At 60.9% G+C, this 19,366-nt stretch carries 17 protein-coding genes; 12 read left to right on the forward strand and 5 right to left on the reverse strand.

The genetic code is table 11. From position 1 onward, the window contains the following. Window positions 1-68 precede the first annotated feature (68 nt). The 8 genes from EAH78_RS11080 to EAH78_RS32425 all read left to right on the forward strand — a co-directional run bounded on the left by EAH78_RS11080 (window position 69) and on the right by EAH78_RS32425 (window position 8,009). Window positions 69-794, forward strand: a complete 726-nt coding sequence (locus EAH78_RS11080; protein WP_140667566.1) for an RDD family protein — start codon at window positions 69-71, stop codon at window positions 792-794. After that, complete coding sequence (locus tag EAH78_RS11085) at window positions 791-1,768, forward strand: stage II sporulation protein M (protein ID WP_140667567.1); 978 nt, start codon at window positions 791-793, stop codon at window positions 1,766-1,768. The genes EAH78_RS11080 and EAH78_RS11085 overlap by 4 nt, the downstream gene beginning before the upstream one ends. Continuing rightward, window positions 1,755-3,299: a DUF4129 domain-containing protein gene (locus tag EAH78_RS11090; protein ID WP_140667568.1), complete on the forward strand. Its 1,545-nt coding sequence runs from the start codon at window positions 1,755-1,757 to the stop codon at window positions 3,297-3,299. Before EAH78_RS11085 ends, EAH78_RS11090 begins: the two co-directional genes overlap by 14 nt. Continuing rightward, window positions 3,296-4,459, forward strand: a complete 1,164-nt coding sequence (locus tag EAH78_RS11095; protein WP_140667569.1) for a DUF4350 domain-containing protein — start codon at window positions 3,296-3,298, stop codon at window positions 4,457-4,459. Before EAH78_RS11090 ends, EAH78_RS11095 begins: the two co-directional genes overlap by 4 nt. Continuing rightward, window positions 4,456-5,457: an AAA family ATPase gene (locus EAH78_RS11100; RefSeq protein ID WP_140667570.1), complete on the forward strand. Its 1,002-nt coding sequence runs from the start codon at window positions 4,456-4,458 to the stop codon at window positions 5,455-5,457. The genes EAH78_RS11095 and EAH78_RS11100 overlap by 4 nt, the downstream gene beginning before the upstream one ends. 148 nt (window positions 5,458-5,605) lie before the next feature. Further along, window positions 5,606-6,937: a DUF58 domain-containing protein gene (locus EAH78_RS11105; RefSeq protein ID WP_140667571.1), complete on the forward strand. Its 1,332-nt coding sequence runs from the start codon at window positions 5,606-5,608 to the stop codon at window positions 6,935-6,937. Window positions 6,938-7,073: 136 nt separating this feature from the next. Then, entirely contained in the window at window positions 7,074-7,316 is a 243-nt protein-coding gene (locus EAH78_RS11110) for a hypothetical protein (protein WP_140667572.1), read from the forward strand. 309 nt (window positions 7,317-7,625) lie between these two features. Beyond that, the gene (locus EAH78_RS32425) at window positions 7,626-8,009 is read left to right on the forward strand and encodes a DUF6124 family protein (RefSeq protein WP_193560076.1); all 384 of its coding nucleotides are present in this window, start codon (window positions 7,626-7,628) and stop codon (window positions 8,007-8,009) included. 159 nt (window positions 8,010-8,168) lie between these two features. Here the strand turns inward: EAH78_RS32425 and EAH78_RS11120 are convergent, their stop codons facing one another. Both EAH78_RS11120 and EAH78_RS11125 read right to left on the reverse strand, forming a co-directional pair. Beyond that, window positions 8,169-8,528, reverse strand: a complete 360-nt coding sequence (locus EAH78_RS11120; RefSeq protein ID WP_140667574.1) for a PilZ domain-containing protein — start codon at window positions 8,526-8,528, stop codon at window positions 8,169-8,171. Between the two features lie 237 nt (window positions 8,529-8,765). After that, the gene (locus EAH78_RS11125; RefSeq protein WP_140667575.1) at window positions 8,766-9,140 is read right to left on the reverse strand and encodes a tetratricopeptide repeat protein; all 375 of its coding nucleotides are present in this window, start codon (window positions 9,138-9,140) and stop codon (window positions 8,766-8,768) included. Window positions 9,141-9,330: 190 nt separating this feature from the next. Between EAH78_RS11125 and pyk the strand changes: the two genes are divergently transcribed. Continuing rightward, window positions 9,331-10,782 (forward strand): pyruvate kinase, encoded by a 1,452-nt coding sequence (gene pyk, locus EAH78_RS11130; protein ID WP_140667576.1) that lies wholly within the window; start codon window positions 9,331-9,333, stop codon window positions 10,780-10,782. 171 nt (window positions 10,783-10,953) lie between these two features. Here the strand turns inward: pyk and EAH78_RS11135 are convergent, their stop codons facing one another. The 3 genes from EAH78_RS11135 to EAH78_RS11145 form a co-directional block, all read right to left on the reverse strand. After that, a complete protein-coding gene (locus EAH78_RS11135; RefSeq protein WP_140667577.1) occupies window positions 10,954-11,703 on the reverse strand; it encodes an enoyl-CoA hydratase-related protein in 750 nt (249 codons plus the stop codon). Between the two features lie 146 nt (window positions 11,704-11,849). After that, window positions 11,850-12,785, reverse strand: a complete 936-nt coding sequence (locus tag EAH78_RS11140) for an iron-sulfur-binding ferredoxin reductase (RefSeq protein ID WP_140667578.1) — start codon at window positions 12,783-12,785, stop codon at window positions 11,850-11,852. After that, window positions 12,778-13,884: a GGDEF domain-containing protein gene (locus EAH78_RS11145; protein ID WP_140667579.1), complete on the reverse strand. Its 1,107-nt coding sequence runs from the start codon at window positions 13,882-13,884 to the stop codon at window positions 12,778-12,780. The genes EAH78_RS11140 and EAH78_RS11145 overlap by 8 nt, the downstream gene beginning before the upstream one ends. Before the next feature lie 486 nt (window positions 13,885-14,370). Between EAH78_RS11145 and EAH78_RS11150 the strand changes: the two genes are divergently transcribed. From EAH78_RS11150 to EAH78_RS11160, 3 genes are all read left to right on the forward strand, one after another. Next, window positions 14,371-15,894 carry a fumarate hydratase gene (locus EAH78_RS11150; RefSeq protein WP_123432985.1) on the forward strand — a complete coding sequence of 508 codons (1,524 nt, stop codon included), beginning with the start codon at window positions 14,371-14,373 and terminating at the stop codon, window positions 15,892-15,894. Window positions 15,895-16,126: 232 nt separating this feature from the next. After that, window positions 16,127-17,893, forward strand: coding sequence for a sensor histidine kinase (locus tag EAH78_RS11155; protein ID WP_140667580.1), 1,767 nt, complete (start codon window positions 16,127-16,129; stop codon window positions 17,891-17,893). Beyond that, on the forward strand, window positions 17,887-19,221 hold the full coding sequence (locus EAH78_RS11160) for a sigma-54-dependent transcriptional regulator (protein WP_140667581.1): 1,335 nt from the start codon (window positions 17,887-17,889) through the stop codon (window positions 19,219-19,221). The genes EAH78_RS11155 and EAH78_RS11160 overlap by 7 nt, the downstream gene beginning before the upstream one ends. The last annotated feature ends 145 nt before the right edge of the window (window positions 19,222-19,366 follow it).

The following is a 19,366-nucleotide window of genomic DNA, read 5'->3' on the forward strand; positions in this document are numbered from 1 at the left end:
GTTTTCCCCCGAGAGGCTGCTAGCATCGGGTAGACATCGAATCCCGAACAGGCCACATAAGGTTGCCCATGCTCGAGACCACAGCACTGCCAAGGAAAGCGACGCTGTCCCCGCCACTGGATACGCGGCATCAAGTCGAAACGCCCGAAGGCATCGACTTGCCACTGCGCCCGGCCGGGTTGATGGTCCGTGCGCTGGCGTTCGCCATTGACCTGGGGCTGCGCGGGTTGATTCTTGGCCTGTTGTTTATCGTCCTGGCATTTCTCGGCAAGCTTGGCGCCGGGTTGGGCTCGATCCTGCTGTTCGGGGTGAGCTGGTGGTACATGGTGCTGTTCGAAGTGCTCAATCAGGGCCGCTCGCCGGGCAAACAGTGGATGGGCTTGCGCGTGGTACAGGACGACGGCACACCGATCGGCTGGTCCGCTTCGCTGCTGCGCAACCTGTTGCGATTCGTCGACCTGTTGCCATTCGGCTATTTCCTCGGGGCCATCAGCTGCCTGCAACACCCGACCTTCAAACGCCTCGGCGACCTCGCCGCCGGCACGCTGGTGATCTACCGCGAACAACCGCTCACCCGACCGCAACTGCCCGAAGCCACACCCCTGCGACCGGCCTTCGCCCTGACCCTGCCCGAGCAACGCGCCATCCTCGCTTTCGCCGAACGCCAGGGTGAACTCTCCGAGGCGCGGGCCCACGAACTGGCATCGATCCTTGCTCAACCGTTGCAGGTCCCTGCGCCGCACGCGGTGGTCGCACTCAACGGCATTGCCCGCGGCTTGTTGGGGCCCGCATGAAGCAAAGCCTTTTTGAAACCAGCCACAAGGCCGAGTGGGAACAGTTTTCCCTGACACTGGATCGACTGGAGCACGGCAAAGACGCGTCCCGGATCGCCGGTTTCCCCAAGGACTATCGGCAGTTATGCCAACACCTGGCGCTGGCTCGGGAGCGCGGCTACAGCAGTTTTCTGATCGACTCCTTGCAGCAACTCGTGCTGCGTGGCCATCAACAACTGTATCGGCACCGCAGCCGACTGGGCGCCAACATACTGGGCTTTATCCTGGCCGACTTCCCGCGACTGGTGCGCGAACAATGGCGTTTTGTGCTGGCCGCCGGCCTGATGTTTTTTGGCAGTCTGATCAGCTTCGCGCTGCTGGTGTATCTGTTCCCGGACCTGGTCTACAACCTGATCCCGGCCGAGCAGGTCAGCGAGATGCAAAGCATGTACGACCCCGTCGCCGGCCATTTGGGACGCACTGCGGAACGCGCTGCCAGTGAAGACTGGGTGATGTTCGGTTACTACATCATGCACAACATCGGTATCGCCTTTCAGACCTTTGCCAGCGGCTTGTTCTTCGGTCTGGGCAGCGCGTTTTTCCTGCTGTTCAACGGCTTGATCATCGGTGCGGTGGCCGGGCACCTCACACACGTCGGCTACGGGCAAACCTTCTGGTCGTTCGTGATCGGCCACGGCGCTTTTGAACTGACGGCCATCGCCCTGGCCGGTGCCGCCGGCCTGAAACTGGGCTGGGCCTTGATCGCACCGGGACGCCTGCCCCGCGCCGAAGCGTTGCGACTGGCCGCGCGCAAGAGCGTGCTGCTGATCTGCGGCGTGATGTTGTTTCTGTTGATTGCGGCGTTTATCGAGGCGTACTGGTCGTCGATGACAGCACCGGAGCCCATGACCAAATACCTGGTCGGGGCCGCGCTCTGGGCGTTGGTCGCGACGTATCTGCTGTTTGCCGGACGGACTCGCCATGCGCCTGAGTGACGCCACGGTCGTGATCCGTCCGCGCACCACCTGGGAAGCCATGGACCTGGGCGTGCTGATGAGCCAGCGCCATCGACGCCTGTTGATGACCAGTTGGGCCATCGTCACCTTGCCAATTTTCGCCCTGCTCAGTGCGATCTTCTGGGATTCGCCGTCCCTCGCCGTGTTCATCTTCTGGTGGCTCAAACCGGCATTCGATCGCTTGCCGTTGTACATCCTGTCCAAAAGCCTGTTCGGCGAAACACCGACGTTAAATCAGGCGCTGCGCGAATGGCCGCGCCTGCTCAAGCCGCAACTGCTGGCCAGCCTGACCTGGCGCCGCCTGAGCCTGAGCCGCAGTTTTGTGATGCCGGTGGTGCAACTCGAAGGCCTCCACGGTCACGCGCGCGAACAGCGCTTGCAGGTACTGCTGCAGCGCAATGCCGGTGCCGCGCAATGGCTGACGATTATCGGCGTACACCTGGAGAGCGCGCTATGGATTGGCTTGATGGTGCTGTTCTACCTGCTCCTGCCACAACAGATCGAACTCGACTGGAGCTGGCAGACCTTGATCACCGCCGCCGTGCAGGACTGGCGCTGGCTGGAACACCTGACCAATGCCTTTTATGCACTGGTGCTGATTATCTGGGAACCGATCTACGTCGCCTGTGGCTTCAGTCTTTACCTGAATCGCCGCACGGTACTGGAAGCCTGGGACATCGAACTGGTGTTCCGCCGTTTGCGCCAACGCCTCAGTACAACCGCCCTTACCCTGTTGCTGGCGACAATCCTGTGGGTGCCTGGCGCGCAACACGTCTGGGCCGCTGAGCCCGTCATTACACCGGACAGCCCACGCCTGCTCGATCAACCGCTGACCAGCCAGGGGTCAAAAGACAGCATCAAGGCCCTCCTCGAACAGCCACCGTTCAAGAACAAGGAAACGGTGACCCGCTATCGGTTTGGCGAAGAAAAAACCGATACCAAAACGGCGGACGACAGCAAGACACCCGAATGGTTGAAGGCGCTGTTGGCACTGCTCGACAGCCCGCGTTTCGGCTTCCTCGCCACCTTGATTGAAGTGTTGCTGTGGGGCGCGGTGATCGGTGGCGTCGGTGTGTTGATCTGGCGTTACCGTGACTGGTTGCAGGCATTCGTCAGTCGTCGACCTGCGTTGAAAAGCAAAGTCGCCCGCCCGTTACCGCAACAGGCTTTTGGCCTGGACCTCAACCGCGAAACCTTGCCCGACGACATTGCCGCCAGTGCCGAAAGCCTCTGGCAAACCGACCCGCGCGCAGCCCTCGGTCTGCTCTATCGCGCCCTGCTCAGCCACTTGCTGCACGACCACCACATGGCGCTGAAAACCGCCGACACCGAAGGCGAAGTCCTCCAACGGGTCGAACAACTGCAACAACCGGCATTGCTGGCCTTTAGTAAAACCCTGACCGGACACTGGCAAAACATGGCCTACGGTCATCGCCTGCCACCCGCGCACTTGCAACAGGAACTGTGTGACGGCTGGCGAACGTTGTTCGGCCCGGGAGCCGCCCATTGAGCCGGCGTTCAGGGTTGTATGTCGGCATGATCATCGCCCTGCTGGTCGGCGCACTGGGTATTTACCTGTACCTGAAAGCTACGCCCTATCAGACGGAAATCGATCACGGCCCATCGCCTGAAGCACAGGCCAATCCCTACCTCGCCGCTGAACACTTTTTGCGCAAGCAGGGCCTGACCGTCAGTCATGCCAACGGAATCGACGTGTTACCCACTCTCGATCCCCGTCAGCACAGCCTGCTATTGCTGGGTGACCGCTACAACATGACCCCACGCCAGATTGATCAGGTGATGAACTGGACGCGGGCCGGTGGCCGCTTGTTGTTTGTCGCCCAGTCGTTGTGGGATGAAAAGACCGGCCAGAGCAACGACCTGCTGCTCGACCGGGTGCAGTTGCACCAGACCCTGAGCAAAGACCTCAAGGAGCCTCCGCCCGACATCCTCGACGATCCCTATCCCAAACTGACCAAGCTGTATCTGGAAGATGAAGAGGCACCGGCCTACGCCGGTTTCGACACGGCATTCCACCTCGAAGACCCGAAGAACCTCGCGCAATCCTGGGCCAACAGCGGCAAGGCCACGCACATGATGCAGCTCAACCACGGGCTCGGTTCGATCATCGTGGTCACCGACGCCGACCTGTGGAAAACCCCCGCCATCGATCAGTACGACAACGCGTGGCTGCTCTGGTATCTGACGGCGGACACAAGCGTGACGCTGTTGTTCAACACCAGTCACGACAGCCTGTTGACCTTGCTGTGGCGTTATTTCCCACAGGCGCTGGTGGCTTTGATTGCGCTGATCGCAGTGGCTTTCTGGCACGTTGGCGTACGCCAGGGTCCGCTGCTGGAGCCCGCCTCGAAAGGCCGTCGCCAACTTCAGGAACACCTGCGCGCCAGCGCCGATTTCATATTGCGCCGCCAGGGTCAGCAGCACCTGTTGCGAGCCTTGCAACAAGACATCCTGCGCCGTGTGCGGCGCCGTCATCCCGGTTTCGAACAACTCGGCGTTGCCGAGCAATGGCTGGTGCTCGCACGCCTGACCGGCCAACCCACACGCGCTATCAGCCAGGCCATGAGCCCGCGGCCGAAACAGCGACTGTCCAGCGCTGATTTCAGCCGTCAGGTCGCCCACCTGCAAACCTTGAGGAACACGCTATGAGTGAACAGATCGAGCCCGGCTCGCCGACTCACGTCGCCCAGCAACGCCAGCGTGCCAGTCAATTGGCCCAGGCCGTGCGCGGCGAATTGCGCAAAGCCGTGATTGGCCAGGACACCGTGATCGACGACGTGCTGACGGCGCTGATCGCTGGCGGTCATGTGCTGCTCGAAGGCGTGCCGGGGCTGGGCAAGACCTTGCTGGTGCGTGCCCTCGCCAAGTGTTTCGGCGGCGAGTTCGCCCGCATCCAGTTCACCCCCGACCTGATGCCCAGCGACGTCACCGGGCACGCGGTCTACGACTTGAACACCGAGCAGTTCAAATTGCGTAAAGGCCCGCTGTTCACCAACCTGCTGCTGGCCGATGAGATCAACCGCGCCCCGGCAAAAACCCAGGCCGCGCTGCTCGAAGCCATGCAGGAACGCCAGGTCACCCTCGAAGGTCGCGCCCTGCCCATCGCGCAACCGTTCATGGTGCTCGCCACGCAAAACCCCATCGAGCAGGAAGGTACTTACCCATTGCCTGAAGCCGAGCTCGACCGCTTCATGCTCAAAGTGCGCATGGACTACCCCGATGCCGAGCAAGAGCTGAACATGGTCCGCCAGGTCAGCCGCTCGACCCGCGCCGACATGCTCGATGTGCAACCGCTGCGCACCGTGTTGCAAGCCAAGGATGTGCTGGCCTTGCAACGCATTGCCAGCGACTTGGCGCTGGACGATCAAGTGCTCGACTACGCCATACGCCTGGCCCGCGCCACCCGCACCTGGCCCGGCCTGATCCTCGGCGCCGGCCCTCGGGCGTCCATCGCCTTGGTGCGTTGTGCCCGAGCCCGTGCCTTGCTGCGCGGCGGCGAGTTCGTGATTCCGGATGACATCAAAGGCTGCGCTTTGGCGGTACTGCGCCATCGCGTGCGGATCGCGCCGGAGCTCGACATCGAAGGGTTGAACGTCGATCAGGTGCTCGGGCAATTGCTCGACCAAGTCCCGGCGCCGCGCCTGTGAAAAGGGTCATGCGTACCCCCCCTGTGGCGAGGGAGCTTGCTCCCGCTGGGCTGCGCAGCAGCCCCAACATTTCTGACAGGTCGAAGAGTTCGCCAGCGCTGCGCACTGGAGCGGGAGCAAGCTCCCTCGCCACAGGAACGGTGTACCGATGAAACCTTCTCGTCTGCTGCTGATCTGGCTCGCGATCCTACTGGTCATCGGCATCGTGCTGGGCACGTTGCGGGCACTGGAAATCGCCGTCCCGTCGACCCTTCTTTCGATCAACTGGGGACTGCTGCTGGCCCTGTTGGCGCTGGCCGTGCTCGACGCCATTCGCCTCAAGCGCCTACCCTCGCCGCACCTGCGCCGACACATGCCCGGTAGTCTGGCATTGGGTCGCTGGAGTGAAGTGAAACTGGACGTAGAACATGCGTTCACCCAACCGCTGAATGTGCAGCTTTTCGACCATGTGCCGTCGGGACTGAATTTTGAATACCTGCCCCTGACCGTCGAATTGCAACCCGGTCAACAGAGCCAGATTGGCTATCGACTGCGCCCGCTGAAGCGCGGGCACTTCAGCTTCGAACACTGCGAAATCAGCCTGCCCAGCCCGCTCGGATTATGGTCAGACAAACGCCTGTTGAACGCGGTCGACTCCACCCGCGTCTACCCCGACTTCGCCCGCCTCTATGGCGGTGAACTGTTGGCGGTGGACAACTGGATCAGCCAGCTCGGTGTACGCCAAAAACAACGACGGGGGCTGGGCCTCGAATTTCATCAGCTGAGAGAATTCCGTGAAGGCGACAGCCTGCGCCAGATCGACTGGAAAGCCACCGCCCGCCAACGCACGCCCATCGCCCGCGAATACCAGGACGAGCGCGACCAGCAGATCATCTTCATGCTCGACTGCGGCCGGCGCATGCGAAGCCAGGATGGCGAACTCGCGCATTTCGATCATGCACTCAATGCCTGCCTGTTGCTCAGCTACATCGCCCTGCGCCAGGGTGATGCGGTGGGCCTGAGCACCTTCGCCAGTGATCGAGCGCACTACCTCGCCCCGGTCAAAGGCACGGGCCAGCTCAACGTATTGCTTAACAGCGTCTACGACCTCGACAGCACACAACGCCCCGCCGACTATCAGGCTGCCGCCACGCAACTACTTGCCCGACAAAAACGCCGGGCGCTGGTGGTGCTGGTCACTAACCTGCGGGATGAAGACGATGAAGAATTGCTGACTGCGGTCAAACGCCTGAGCAAACTGCATCGGGTGTTGGTGGCGAGCCTGCGTGAAGACTTGCTCGACAATCTACGGCACGCCCCCGTGCAAACCTTGCCGGAGGCGCTGACCTATTGCGGGGCGGTGGATTACTTGAATGACCGGGCGCAGCTCCATGAGCGGTTGAAGGCTCATGGAGTGCTGGTGGTGGATGCTCGGCCCCAAGAGTTGGGGGCAGAATTGGTGACTCGTTATCTAGGTTGGAAAAAAGACGGAACAATTTAATGGAGAGCCGCAATTGATTGGTCTGGTCTTGAGATGCGAATACATGCTGTAAACGAGCACTAATTACTTCCACGCATCCTAAAAATCAAAAAAAAACTGATTAACAGCCTCATACCTCAATCACAAGGAATTGTTCATGGACGAGAAAACTCTATTCGCTTCAGTGCTAACGCAAATCCATGAGAACCAACTGGCGCTGGGAGCGGCAGTTGAAGAGCTATCAAATTGGGTGGAGCAAAATGGGGATAGCAAAGTAGCGGGTAACATCCGAGGAGCGTTGGAAACGCTCGATCGAAACCAAGACTTTATAGCTTTGGCGCTTCTCTCTATCTCTACAGATTTTAATGAACCACAGAATCCAAAAAAGCCCGGATCCTAACGTCCAGCTAACCCTCAATTTCCTGCCGTCTTTCCTCAACTGTTTCCCCTAGCGTTTTATAGTGTATTAGCTAGGGGAAAACGCTTCACGACGCGACGTCATACATTCATGACAAGCAACTCACTTTTTGCACCCGCCACATGGTGGAGCATAGCCGTGCAAACGACTACAGAATGAAGCGCCACTGCCTACAGATCTCATCGACCCTGTCTGATTGTGGCAAGCCCCGTCCCAACATAAGGTTCTCCTACCGACCGCTGCCCCTTTCGTCTCGTTCAGAAGTGGTGCAGCCCAACAAGGAGAGAACCAATGCCCCCCAGATCTGTGTTACCCAGAATGAATCTTCCTTCCCCCTACAGTTTCCTCGATTCGAGAAAACTCCAAGAAGCTGCCAAAAAAGCTCTAGATCACTATCTCAGGCGGGAAAACACTGAATCGTGCTTTGCCGACGAATGCACTAATGAGGAAAGACTTATGAAAATGTTCACCGTTGTCCCAGACGCCAATCCCGAAGCCTTGACCATCGAAACCTACGAAACGTTTTCGACGGTCAGCATTCTGCTGCTCGACCTGGCGGAAAGCCTGGACAACACGCCGCGGCATCTGGCGATGGCAATTTATCGGATGAGTGAGTTGGGGTTGATGCTGGTGGAGCGGTCGCTGGATAACGAGAAGGCGATCAAGACGGCGTAGCGTTTAGCCGTTCATTTTTTGTTGTCTGTGATGACGCCATCGCGAGCAAGCTCGGCTCCCACAGGGGACTTTCGGTGGCCACAGCATTTGTGACCGCCCGATAGCCCTGTAGGAGCCGAGCTTGCTCGGCGATGACGGTAGTCAAGTCACCAAAAAACTTCAGGCCGAGGCAGGCAACGGCTGAAAACTGAAGTACTGCGTCAACGCCCCCACCAGTTGCCCATATTCCGGCGGCGCCCGTTGCAGGCTGAACCCGGCGTCATAGTGGTGGGGCGTTTCGTCTTCGTGGCACCACAGGCAACAGGCCCGCAAATCGATGACCTGCATACATCCGCCGATGGCGGGGATTTTCAGACGCAGGTCAAAGTCGACGCCTACCATCATGGGCAGCTGGCTGATGAGCATCAGCCCGTCTGCAGACACGTTGCCGAGAAAGCCGATGGGTTTGTCGGTTATGCTGTTGAACACTCTGAGGAAATACGGCAGCTGATGCCGCTCGATCCGGCGGTTGGTAAACATGCGCAAATGGCCCAGCAAGGCCCTTAAGCAGGGCCGCACTAATGCTTCGGAACGGGCTCGCTTCCATGTCCATGGAAGTGACGGCGCGCTCTCCCCGTTCCCGGTGCGACAGTCCATGCAACCGCTGACGCTTACTCCTGCCGATCACAGGTATGACCTCGGCTTTAAAGGCAAGGCTCCAAAACCGATCTCCTGGACTATAGCTCACCCCCGCCGAGCGGCCTGGGATAACTGCAATCAGTACGGCGCCGGGCGTGGGGTCGCAGCGTTGCGCAGTGGGTAATGGCCCGTACTCTGCAAGGTTTCCAGACGAGCGCGGGCGCGGTAGGCGTATTCGCTTTGCGGGTAGGTCGCGATGATGTACTGGTAAGTCTGGGCCGCATCGATGAACAGCATCTGACGCTCCAGGCACTGGCCGCGCATCATCGACACTTCCGGCCACACATAAGGTCGCGCACGGCTGGAGCGTTCGACTTTCGACAATTCGAGCATCACCTGCTCGCAATTGCCGCGATCGTAAGCGCTGTAGGCGTTATTCAAATGATGGTTCATCGACCAACGGGCGCAGCCCGTGACGCTGAGGGCAAGGACGGCAATGAGCGCAAATCGCATGGGGGATCTCCTGTCTTGAGCGCTGTATCGGCCTGTTGGCGAAATTCTTCAGGCTGCTGGTAACCAAAAGTATTCGTTTAAAGATAAAAGCGAAAAACAAAGCCCTTCACAAAAAGTAGTGCATCTGAACAATGACTACACCCCTAGAGCATAGTAGCCTCACTCAGCGCTTGAACTCAGGAGTCTTTGCATGTCCGTCCGTCGTACCAAAATCGTCGCTACCCTTGGCCCGGCCAGTAACTCGCCGGAAGTTCTCGAACAGCTGATTCTGGCTGGCCTGGACGTCGCCCGCCTGAACTTCTCCCACGGCACCCCCGACGAGCACAAGGCTCGCGCGAAGCTGGTGCGTGACCTCGCTGCCAAGCACGGCCGCTTCGTTGCCCTGCTGGGCGACCTGCAAGGCCCGAAAATCCGTATCGCCAAATTCGCCAACAAGAAGATCGAGCTGAAGATCGGTGATCAATTCACCTTCTCCACCAGCCATCCTCTGACCGAAGGCAACCAGCAAGTGGTCGGCATCGACTACCCGGACCTGGTCAAGGATTGCGGCGTGGGCGACGAGCTGCTGCTCGACGACGGCCGCGTGGTCATGCGCGTCGATACCGCCACCGCCACCGAACTGAACTGCACCGTGCTGATCGGCGGTCCGCTGTCCGACCATAAAGGCATCAACCGTCGCGGTGGTGGCCTGACGGCTCCGGCGCTGACCGAGAAAGACAAGGCCGACATCAAGCTCGCTGCAGAGATGGAAGTCGACTACCTCGCCGTGTCCTTCCCGCGTGACGCCGCCGACATGGAATACGCCCGTCAACTGCGCGACGAGGCCGGCGGTACTGCCTGGCTGGTGGCGAAGATCGAACGCGCCGAAGCCGTGGCCGACGACGAAACCCTCGACGCGCTGATCCAGGCGTCCGACGCGGTCATGGTTGCCCGTGGTGATTTGGGTGTGGAAATCGGCGACGCCGAGCTGGTGGGCATTCAGAAGAAAATCATTCTGCACGCACGCCGCCACAACAAGGCTGTGATCGTGGCGACCCAGATGATGGAGTCGATGATCCAGAACCCGATGCCGACCCGCGCAGAAGTGTCCGACGTGGCCAACGCCGTGCTCGACTACACCGACGCCGTGATGCTCTCGGCCGAAAGTGCTGCCGGTCTGTATCCGCTGGAAGCTGTGCAAGCGATGGCGCGCATCTGCGTCGGCGCTGAAAAGCACCCGACCAGCAAGACCTCCAGCCACCGTATCGGCAAGGTCTTCGAAAGCTGCGACCAGTCCATTGCCTTGGCGGCCATGTACACCGCCAACCACTTCCCGGGCGTGAAAGCGATCATCGCCCTGACCGAAAGTGGCTACACGCCGTTGATCATGTCGCGTATCCGTTCTTCGGTGCCGATCTACGCCTTCTCCCCGCACCGCGAAACCCAGGCCCGCGCGGCCATGTTCCGTGGCGTCTACACCGTCCCGTTCGACCCGGCATCGCTGCCGCCTGAGCAAGTCAGCCAGGCCGCGATCGACGAGTTGCTCAAGCGCGGCGTCGTGGAGAAAGGCGACTGGGTCATCCTGACCAAGGGCGACAGCTACCACACCATCGGCGGCACCAACGGGATGAAAATCCTGCACGTTGGCGACAAGATGGTCTGAGTGATCGGTTGTACAAAAACAAAAGCCCCGCCATGTGAATGGCGGGGCTTTTTGGTTTTGCTGATCGTTCCCACGCTCCGCGTGGGAATGCAGCCCGGGACGCTCCGCGTCCCAAAAGCGGACGCGGAGCGTCCGTTGAGGCATTCCCACGCAGAGCGTGGGAACGATCGGTTAGTGCCGTTTGATAAACCGGGTCAACGCCGCGAGCGCTTCCGGCGACCGCAGCCGTTGGGTGAACAAAACGCCCTCTTCTTCTATCACTTTGCGCAGCTGTTCCCGGTCCGGCGCTTTCATCAGTTGCTTGGTGATGCGCACCGCTTCCGGTGGCAATGATTCGAAGCGCAATGCCATCTCCCGCGCCTTGGCCAACGCTGCTTCGCCGCTACTCAACGCTTCGGTCGCAATACCCCACGCCGCAGCCTGTTCACCGCTGAACCCTTCGCCCAACAGCAACAGCTCCGCCGCTTTGGCATGCCCGAGCAATCGCGGCAGGATCAGGCTGGAACCGAACTCCGGACACAACCCGAGATTCACGAAGGGCATGCGCAACCGTGCATCACGGCTGACATACACCAAATCGCAATGCAGCAGCATCGTCGTGCCAATCCCCACCGCTGCACCCGCCACCGCAGCAATCACCGGCTTGCGGCATTCCAGCAAGTTGAGCATGAAGTGAAACACCGGACTGTCGAGGTTGCTCGGCGGTTGCTGGATGAAGTCGGCGATGTCGTTGCCGGCGGTGAAGCACTCGGTGCTGCCGGTGATTAGCACGGCGTTGATTTCGGGGTCGGTGTCGGCCTGTTTCAGCGCTTCGGCCAAACGGCTGTACATGGTGCGGGTCAGGGCGTTTTTCTTGTCGGGGCGGTTCAGGCGCAGCGTCAGCAGGCCGCGTTCGCGTTCAATCTGGATGGCATCGGTCATCACGAGTCCTGATCTGAGAGGTCTGTTGCGAGGGAGCTTGCTCGCGCTTGAGTGCGCAGCGCTTACCAATAATTGGGGCCGCTGCGCAGCCCAACGGGGGCAAGCCCCCTCGCCACAGCAAGGTCGCTCGCCACAAATATCAGCGCTCAACCACGAGGCAGGAACACATCGGCCAGCAGTTGATTGCGCGGCAATCCGGCGAGGTACAAGCGCCGGGAAAAGGCGTCGACACTGTCGGGGGCTCCGCAGACTAAGGCCAGGGTTTGCCGGGAGACAAGCCGCAGTTGCGCCAATGCCTGCGGCAACTCGGCCGGGATCCAGCATTCGACGCTGAGGTTTTCACGCCCATCGGCCATGGCTTGCAGGGGTTTGGCCAGGTAGTGCTCGCTGGCGTCATGGGCGAGGTGAATGACGCGGATGGCGCCTTGGTGATCCTGGCGCAACGCTTCGCGCAGCACACCAAACAGCGGCCCCAAACCGGTGCCGGCCGCCAACAACCACAGCGGTCGGGTGTGCCAGTCCGGATCGTAATGCAAGGCCCCGCCGCGCAGTTCACCGAGGCGGATCGAATCGCCGATTGTCAACTGGCGGGCCGCGTCGCTGAACTCCCCCGGCTGGCGGCAATCAAGGTGGAACTCCAGAAAGCGGTCTTCTTCCGGCAGGCTGGCCAACGAATAAGGCCGCGCCACGTTGCCGGCCCACAACACCAGATGTTGCCCGGCGCTGTAGCGCAGCGGTCGTTCGGTGGTCAGGCGCAAACGCAACACACTGGCGCTCAACCAATCCACGGCCGCCACCTCGGCCGGGCGACCGTCCTGTTGCGGGTCGAAGGTGTGCACTTGCAGGTCTTCGACCACCTGGCACTGGCATGCCAGGCGCCAGCCTTGCTGGCGCTGCTCGGCGCTCAAGGCATCCGGGCGGCTGTCGCTGGGCAGGCCTTGTACACATTGCACCAGGCAAGCATGGCAACTGCCAGCGCGGCAACTGTAGGGCACCGGCACGCCGTTTTGATTCAGGGCATCGAGCAGGTTGCTGCCCGGCGCCACCGTAAAGTGGCGCTCGCCGACGCGTAACTCAGGCATCGACGTTCTCCCAGGCCGCCGCGCACCGGTTGCGCCCGTCACGCTTGGCGCGATAAAGCGCCTGATCGGCACGCTGCAAGGCGTCGTCGAGATCGTCGCCCAGTTCCAGCAACGTCATGCCCGCCGACAGACTGAGATGGGCGACATTGAGACCGATCAACTCGACATCGGTGAAGGCGATGCGCAACCGCTCACAGCACGCGGTGAGGCGTTCGGCATCGCAATCGGGCACCAGCACCACGAATTCTTCACCGCCATAACGCGCCAACACATCACCGTCGCGCAGGCACGCCGTCGCTACGCCGGCAAAAGCTTGCAGGACCTGGTCGCCCGCCGCATGGCCGTGCACATCGTTGATGCGTTTGAAGTGGTCGAGGTCGATCAACGCCAGGCCATGCACCACGCCAGCGTCCATCGCGTTCAGTTCGCGGGAGGCCAGGCGCAGGAAATGTCGGCGGTTGAACAGGCCGGTGAGTTCGTCGGTGGCGACCAGGTCTTCGAGCTGGCGCATCATCCCGCGCAGCGTGTCCTGGTGCGCTTGCAAGGCGAAGCGCCGTTGCCGCATCCGTTGACGTGAGGCCTGGACATAACGGGCGTAGAACACCAGCCAGATCAACACAATCAACAGCACGCATACTTGCAACCCGGCCAGCGCCGGGTCGGGAAGCTGAAAGTGGTAGCCCTCCCACAGCGTGATCGCAGTGAAACTGAAAAACACCAATAGCGCACATCGCACCAACGCTCGGCGCGACAGATGGAACAGCCCGAACAGCAGGATCAGCACGTAAAACACCAGAAACGCGCCGCGTGCTTCATCCAGATTGGCGATCAGCCAGGTTTGCCAGCCCAGCCCCATCAGCACTTGCACTTCGGTCAGGCTGGGGTCGGCAAAGCGCAGGTTGCAGCCGCTGTAAAACACCGCGAACAACGCCGCCTGGCTGATGACCACCAAGGCCGTGCCGACGGCCACACTGGCCACGGGTTCGTCGTAATGTCCGGTGAAAAACGCCAGCCACAGCAGCATCAAGGCCAAGGCGTAGGTGCCGGCTGCAAGGGCAAAGCGTTTGAGTAAAAGCCGTTGGATGGCGTTATGGGTCAATCGTTGACTCACCATGCGAAAGGAGGCTGTTTGAGTGTCCTACTCTACAGGCCGAGTGCCACTTTAGTGGCGAGCCGGACAAATGACCATTCAATTTTAGGGGCAAAAAACTGGCGTCAAAAGCATGTCTCGGTGCGACGAAATACTTGTGGCGAGGGAGCTTGCTCCCGCTGGGGTGCGAAGCAGCCCCCGCAGTTCTTCAGTTGCAACTCACCAGGCGACGTTACGACTGCTTCGCAGCCGAGCGGGAGCAAGCTCCCTCGCCACAGAAGCAAAAGCAAAAGCAAATCCCCGCGCCAGCCTTTATGCGACCAACGATTGACTGCCGGCGCGTGTACCCGCCCGCGAGGCGCGGTATACTGCCGCGCCTTTTTAGCGTCGCGCCAGCAGCCCCGGCGTGCCTTGTAAAGGTGCTTGCAACCGACCGATGCACCCAAGCTGCAAGCACCTTATTGAATGTTCCCGTCTTTTAGAGGAGCGCGACTCATGACCGTGATCAAGCAAGACGACCTGATTCAGAGCGTTGCCGACGCCCTGCAGTTCATTTCCTATTACCACCCCGTTGACTTCATCCAGGCGATGCACGAAGCCTACCTGCGTGAAGAATCGCCGGCCGCCCGCGACTCCATCGCGCAAATCCTGATCAACTCGCGCATGTGTGCCACCGGCCACCGCCCGATCTGCCAGGACACCGGCATCGTCACCGTCTTCGTCCGCGTAGGCATGGACGTACGCTGGGATGGCGCCACCATGGGCCTGGACGACATGATCAACGAAGGCGTGCGTCGGGCATACAACCTGCCGGAAAACGTCCTGCGTGCCTCGATCCTCGCCGACCCGGCGGGCGCTCGTAAAAACACCAAGGACAACACCCCGGCCGTTATCCACTACTCCATCGTTCCGGGTAACACCGTGGAAGTGGACGTGGCAGCCAAGGGCGGCGGTTCCGAGAACAAGTCGAAGATGGCCATGCTCAACCCGTCCGACTCGATCGTCGACTGGGTATTGAAGACCGTTCCGACCATGGGCGCCGGCTGGTGCCCACCGGGCATGCTCGGCATCGGCATCGGCGGCACCGCCGAGAAAGCCGCTGTCATGGCGAAAGAAGTGTTGATGGAATCCATCGACATTCACGAACTGAAAGCCCGTGGCCCACAGAACCGCCTCGAAGAGATGCGTCTGGAGCTGTTCGAGAAGGTCAACCAACTGGGCATCGGCGCTCAGGGCCTCGGCGGTCTGACCACCGTGCTCGACGTGAAGATCATGGATTACCCGACTCACGCTGCTTCGTTGCCGGTGTGCATGATCCCCAACTGCGCCGCCACCCGTCACGCGCACTTCGTGCTCGACGGTTCCGGCCCGGCCTCGCTGGAAGCGCCACCGCTGGACGCCTACCCGGAAATCGTCTGGGAAGCCGGCCCGTCGGCTCGTCGCGTCAACCTCGACACCCTGACCCCGGAAGACGTGCAGAGCTGGAAGCCGGGCGAAACCGTCCTGCTCAACGGCAAGATGCTCACCGGTCGCGACGCTGCGCACAAGCGCATGGTCGAGATGCTGAACAAGGGTGAAACCCTGCCGGTGGACCTCAAGGGTCGTTTCATCTACTACGTTGGCCCGGTTGATCCGGTGCGCGAAGAAGTGGTGGGCCCTGCCGGTCCGACCACCGCAACACGGATGGACAAGTTCACCCGTCAGATCCTCGAGCAAACCGGCCTGTTGGGCATGATCGGCAAATCCGAGCGCGGCCCTACCGCCATCGAAGCGATCAAGGACCATAAGGCCGTTTACCTGATGGCAGTGGGCGGCGCGGCTTATCTGGTGGCGCAAGCGATCAAGAAATCCCGCGTGGTGGCGTTTGCCGAACTGGGCATGGAAGCCATCTACGAGTTCGACGTAAAAGACATGCCAGTGACTGTTGCGGTTGATAGCAAAGGCGAGTCGGTTCACATCACCGGTCCTGCGATCTGGCAGAAAAAGATCAGTGAAAGTCTGGCAGTAGAAGTGCAGTAAACGCTTCAAGCTGCTGATAAGGCCGGGTCCTCTTACAGAGGGCCCGGCCTTTTTTTGGGCCAAGTTTTTAATGTCATAGTGTGTTGAGCAAATCGGTCGAAAAATCGGCATACCCTCGAAACACTTCATTAAACAAATAGCAGCATAAAAGGTGCTACCCAGTCGCATGGCTCATGATTTCAGAAGCTCCGTGCTATCGTGCGCGCCCGTATTGCTAACTGTTTCCGACACCATGCTTGCTCGTTCGCGCACGTTACGCCTGACGCTATACACCTTGCTGATCGTCGCTGGCGCCGTGATCGCGGCCGGTCTTGCCGTGCGTCACGCCGAACGCCAGGCGCTGGTCGAAGACGCTGCCCGTGCCAATCAGCAATTGGCGTTGTACGCCAACTCCCTGCACACCCTGATCGACCGCTACCGTGCCCTGCCCGCCGTATTGGCGCTGGACCCGGAATTACGCGCGGCCCTCAATGGCTCGGTCTCTGCCGACCAACAAGACGCACTGAATCGCAAGCTGGAAAAAATCAACGGTGCCGCCCAGTCCTCGACCCTCGAACTGCTCGACCGCACCGGACTCGCCGTGGCCGCCAGCAATTGGCGTTTACCCAGCAGTTACGTCGGCCACAACTATGGCTTCCGCCCCTACTTCAGCGAGACCCGCACCCAAGGCACCGGACGCTTTTACGCGGTCGGCGTGACCAGCGGCATTCCGGGGTATTTCCTGTCCAGTGCGGTTACTGGCGACAACGGCGAGTTCCTCGGCGCCATGGTGGTCAAACTCGAATTTCCGGAACTGGAGCGCGAATGGCGTCAGGGCAGCGACACGCTGCTGGTCAGCGACGCACGCGGGATCATCTTCATCGCCAACCAGCCGGGCTGGCGCTATCGCCTGTTGAAACCGTTGAACGACAACGATCACGCAGCGCTCAAGGCGACCCGCCAATACGACAAACAACCGCTGACGCCACTTGAGTTTCAATCCCTGCGCCGCTTCGACGACAACAGCGATCTGGCGCGGGTGGTCGGCCCTGACGGGACCGCGGATTACCTGTGGGAATCTCTGCCGCTGGCCACCGAAGGCTGGACGTTGCACCTGTTGCGTCGCCCGCAGGTCGCCTTCGAAGACAGCCGCAACGCCGCGCTCGCCGCTGCCGGGTTGTGGCTGGCGCTGGTGTTTCTGCTGCTGTTCCTCAATCAACGCTGGCGTCTGGCGAAAATGCGTCAGCGCAGCCGCGAAGAACTTGAGCAACTGGTGGAAGAACGCACCCGCGACCTGCGCACCGCTCAGGACGGTCTGGTGCAATCGGCCAAACTCGCGGCGCTTGGCCAGATGTCCGCCGCCCTCGCCCATGAAATCAATCAGCCGCTGACCGCCCAGCGCATGCAGCTGGCGACCTTGCGATTGCTGCTCGATCACGGCCGGGTCGATGACGCCTACAAGGCATTGAAACCGGTGGATGACATGCTGACCCGCATGGCTGCCCTCACCGGCCACCTGAAAACCTTCGCCCGCAAAAGCCCCAGCGGGCTGCGCGAACGACTGGACCTGGCGGCGGTGGTCGACCAATCGCTGCAACTGCTCGACGCGCGCCTGCGTGACGAACAGGTCAGCACCGTGCTGCACCTGACGCGTCCGGCGTGGGTGCGCGGCGATGCGATTCGCCTGGAACAGGTGTTGATCAATCTGCTGCGCAATGCGCTGGATGCGATGCAGGACAAACCCTGCAAACGCCTGGAAATCCGTCTCGAAGCCGACGAGCAATTGTGGCGCCTGACGGTCAGCGACAACGGTGGCGGCATCGCCGAAGAGCACCTGCCGAACGTATTCGATCCGTTCTTCACCACCAAACCGGTGGGCGATGGCCTGGGCCTGGGTCTGGCGGTATCGTTTGCCATCGTTCACGAAGCGGGCGGACGCCTGAGCGCCGACAATCACGCCAACGGCGCGGTGTTCACCCTGACCTTGCCCATCGACCTGGAGACGCCTGCCGCATGCTGAATTCAGTGATGGTGGTCGACGACGAAAGCAGCATTCGCAGCGCCGTCGAACAATGGCTGAGCCTGTCGGGTTTCGAGGTGCAGTTGTTCAGCCGCGCCGATGAGTGCCTGGCGCAATTGCCCGCGCACTATCCCGGGGTGATCCTCAGCGATGTGCGCATGCCCGGCATGACGGGGCTGGAGTTGCTGGCCGAAGTCCAGCGTCGCGATGCGGACTTGCCGGTGATTCTGCTGACCGGCCATGGCGATGTGCCGATGGCGGTCGAAGCGATGCGCGATGGCGCGTATGACTTTCTCGAAAAACCCTTCAGCCCGGAAACGCTGATGAGCAGCCTTCGTCGCGCGTTGGACAAACGCCGGCTGGTGCTGGAAAACCGCGCCCTGCACGAACAGGCCGACAACCGCGCCAAACTCGACGCCACCCTGCTCGGTGTGTCCCGTGGCTTGCAGACGCTGCGTCGGCAAGTGCTGGACCTGGCGGCGTTGCCGGTCAACGTGTTGATCCGCGGTGAAACCGGCAGCGGCAAAGAGCTGGTCGCCCGTTGCCTGCATGACTTCGGACCGCGGGCCGACAAGCCGTTCGTGGCGCTTAACTGCGCGGCGATTCCCGAGCAGTTGTTCGAGGCCGAGTTGTTTGGCCATGAAAGCGGCGCGTTCACCGGCGCGACGGGTAAACGCATCGGCAAGCTTGAATACGCCGACGGCGGCACGCTGTTTCTCGATGAGATCGAAAGCATGCCGCTGGCCCAGCAGGTGAAATTGCTGCGGGTGTTGCAGGAGCAGAAGCTTGAGCGCCTGGGGTCGAACCAGAGTATTCGCGTGGATTTGCGGATCATTGCGGCGACCAAGCCGGACCTGCTGGATGAAGCTCGGGCCGGACGTTTTCGTGAGGATTTGGCTTACCGGTTGAACGTCGCCGAGTTGCGGCTGCCGCCGTTGCGTGATCGGCGCGAAGACATACCGTTGTTGTTCGAGTCGTTTGCACAGCAGGCCGCCGAGCGTTTGGGGCGGACTTTTCCACCGCTGACCGGCCCGCAGTTGAGTCATCTGCTAAGCCACGACTGGCCGGGCAATGTGCGCGAACTGGCGAACGTTGCCGAACGGCAAGTGCTGGGGTTGGGTGAGCCGGAACCGGCGGGCATCGATCCGGGGCAGTCGCTGGCGGCGCAGCAGGAAGCGTTCGAAGCGCATTGCCTGCGCGCGGCATTGACCCGGCACAAGGGTGATGTGAAAGCGGTGCTTGAAGAGCTGCAACTGCCGCGCCGGACATTTAATGAAAAGATGCAGCGGCATGGGTTGAGCCGGGAAATGTTCCTGACTGACAGTTGATTTTTGCAGTGTCCGGACTGGCCTCTTCGCGAGCGAGCCCGCTCCCACATTTGAATTGTGTACACCGGACCACTGTGGGAGCGGGCTTGCTCGCGAAGGGGCCGGTAAAGGCAACACATCAAATGGCCCATAAGCAATTTTCCGC

It is taken from the genome of Pseudomonas arsenicoxydans (assembly GCF_006438915.1).
Classification (GTDB): domain Bacteria; phylum Pseudomonadota; class Gammaproteobacteria; order Pseudomonadales; family Pseudomonadaceae; genus Aquipseudomonas; species Aquipseudomonas arsenicoxydans_A.

Bases quoted from the DNA above. Each gene is read 5' to 3' on its own strand.
- EAH78_RS11080 (WP_140667566.1), top strand. From the start codon at position 69: ATGCTCGAGACCACAGCACTGCCAAGGAAAGCGACGCTGTCCCCGCCA.
- EAH78_RS11085 (WP_140667567.1), top strand. From the start codon at position 791: ATGAAGCAAAGCCTTTTTGAAACCAGCCACAAGGCCGAGTGGGAACAG.
- EAH78_RS11090 (WP_140667568.1), top strand. From the start codon at position 1,755: ATGCGCCTGAGTGACGCCACGGTCGTGATCCGTCCGCGCACCACCTGG.
- EAH78_RS11100 (WP_140667570.1), top strand. From the start codon at position 4,456: ATGAGTGAACAGATCGAGCCCGGCTCGCCGACTCACGTCGCCCAGCAA.
- EAH78_RS11105 (WP_140667571.1), top strand. From the start codon at position 5,606: ATGAAACCTTCTCGTCTGCTGCTGATCTGGCTCGCGATCCTACTGGTC.
- EAH78_RS11110 (WP_140667572.1), top strand. From the start codon at position 7,074: ATGGACGAGAAAACTCTATTCGCTTCAGTGCTAACGCAAATCCATGAG.
- EAH78_RS32425 (WP_193560076.1), top strand. From the start codon at position 7,626: ATGCCCCCCAGATCTGTGTTACCCAGAATGAATCTTCCTTCCCCCTAC.
- EAH78_RS11120 (WP_140667574.1), bottom strand. From the start codon at position 8,528: ATGTTTACCAACCGCCGGATCGAGCGGCATCAGCTGCCGTATTTCCTC.
- EAH78_RS11125 (WP_140667575.1), bottom strand. From the start codon at position 9,140: ATGCGATTTGCGCTCATTGCCGTCCTTGCCCTCAGCGTCACGGGCTGC.
- pyk (WP_140667576.1), top strand. From the start codon at position 9,331: ATGTCCGTCCGTCGTACCAAAATCGTCGCTACCCTTGGCCCGGCCAGT.
- EAH78_RS11135 (WP_140667577.1), bottom strand. From the start codon at position 11,703: ATGACCGATGCCATCCAGATTGAACGCGAACGCGGCCTGCTGACGCTG.
- EAH78_RS11140 (WP_140667578.1), bottom strand. From the start codon at position 12,785: ATGCCTGAGTTACGCGTCGGCGAGCGCCACTTTACGGTGGCGCCGGGC.
- EAH78_RS11150 (WP_123432985.1), top strand. From the start codon at position 14,371: ATGACCGTGATCAAGCAAGACGACCTGATTCAGAGCGTTGCCGACGCC.
- EAH78_RS11155 (WP_140667580.1), top strand. From the start codon at position 16,127: ATGCTTGCTCGTTCGCGCACGTTACGCCTGACGCTATACACCTTGCTG.
- EAH78_RS11160 (WP_140667581.1), top strand. From the start codon at position 17,887: ATGCTGAATTCAGTGATGGTGGTCGACGACGAAAGCAGCATTCGCAGC.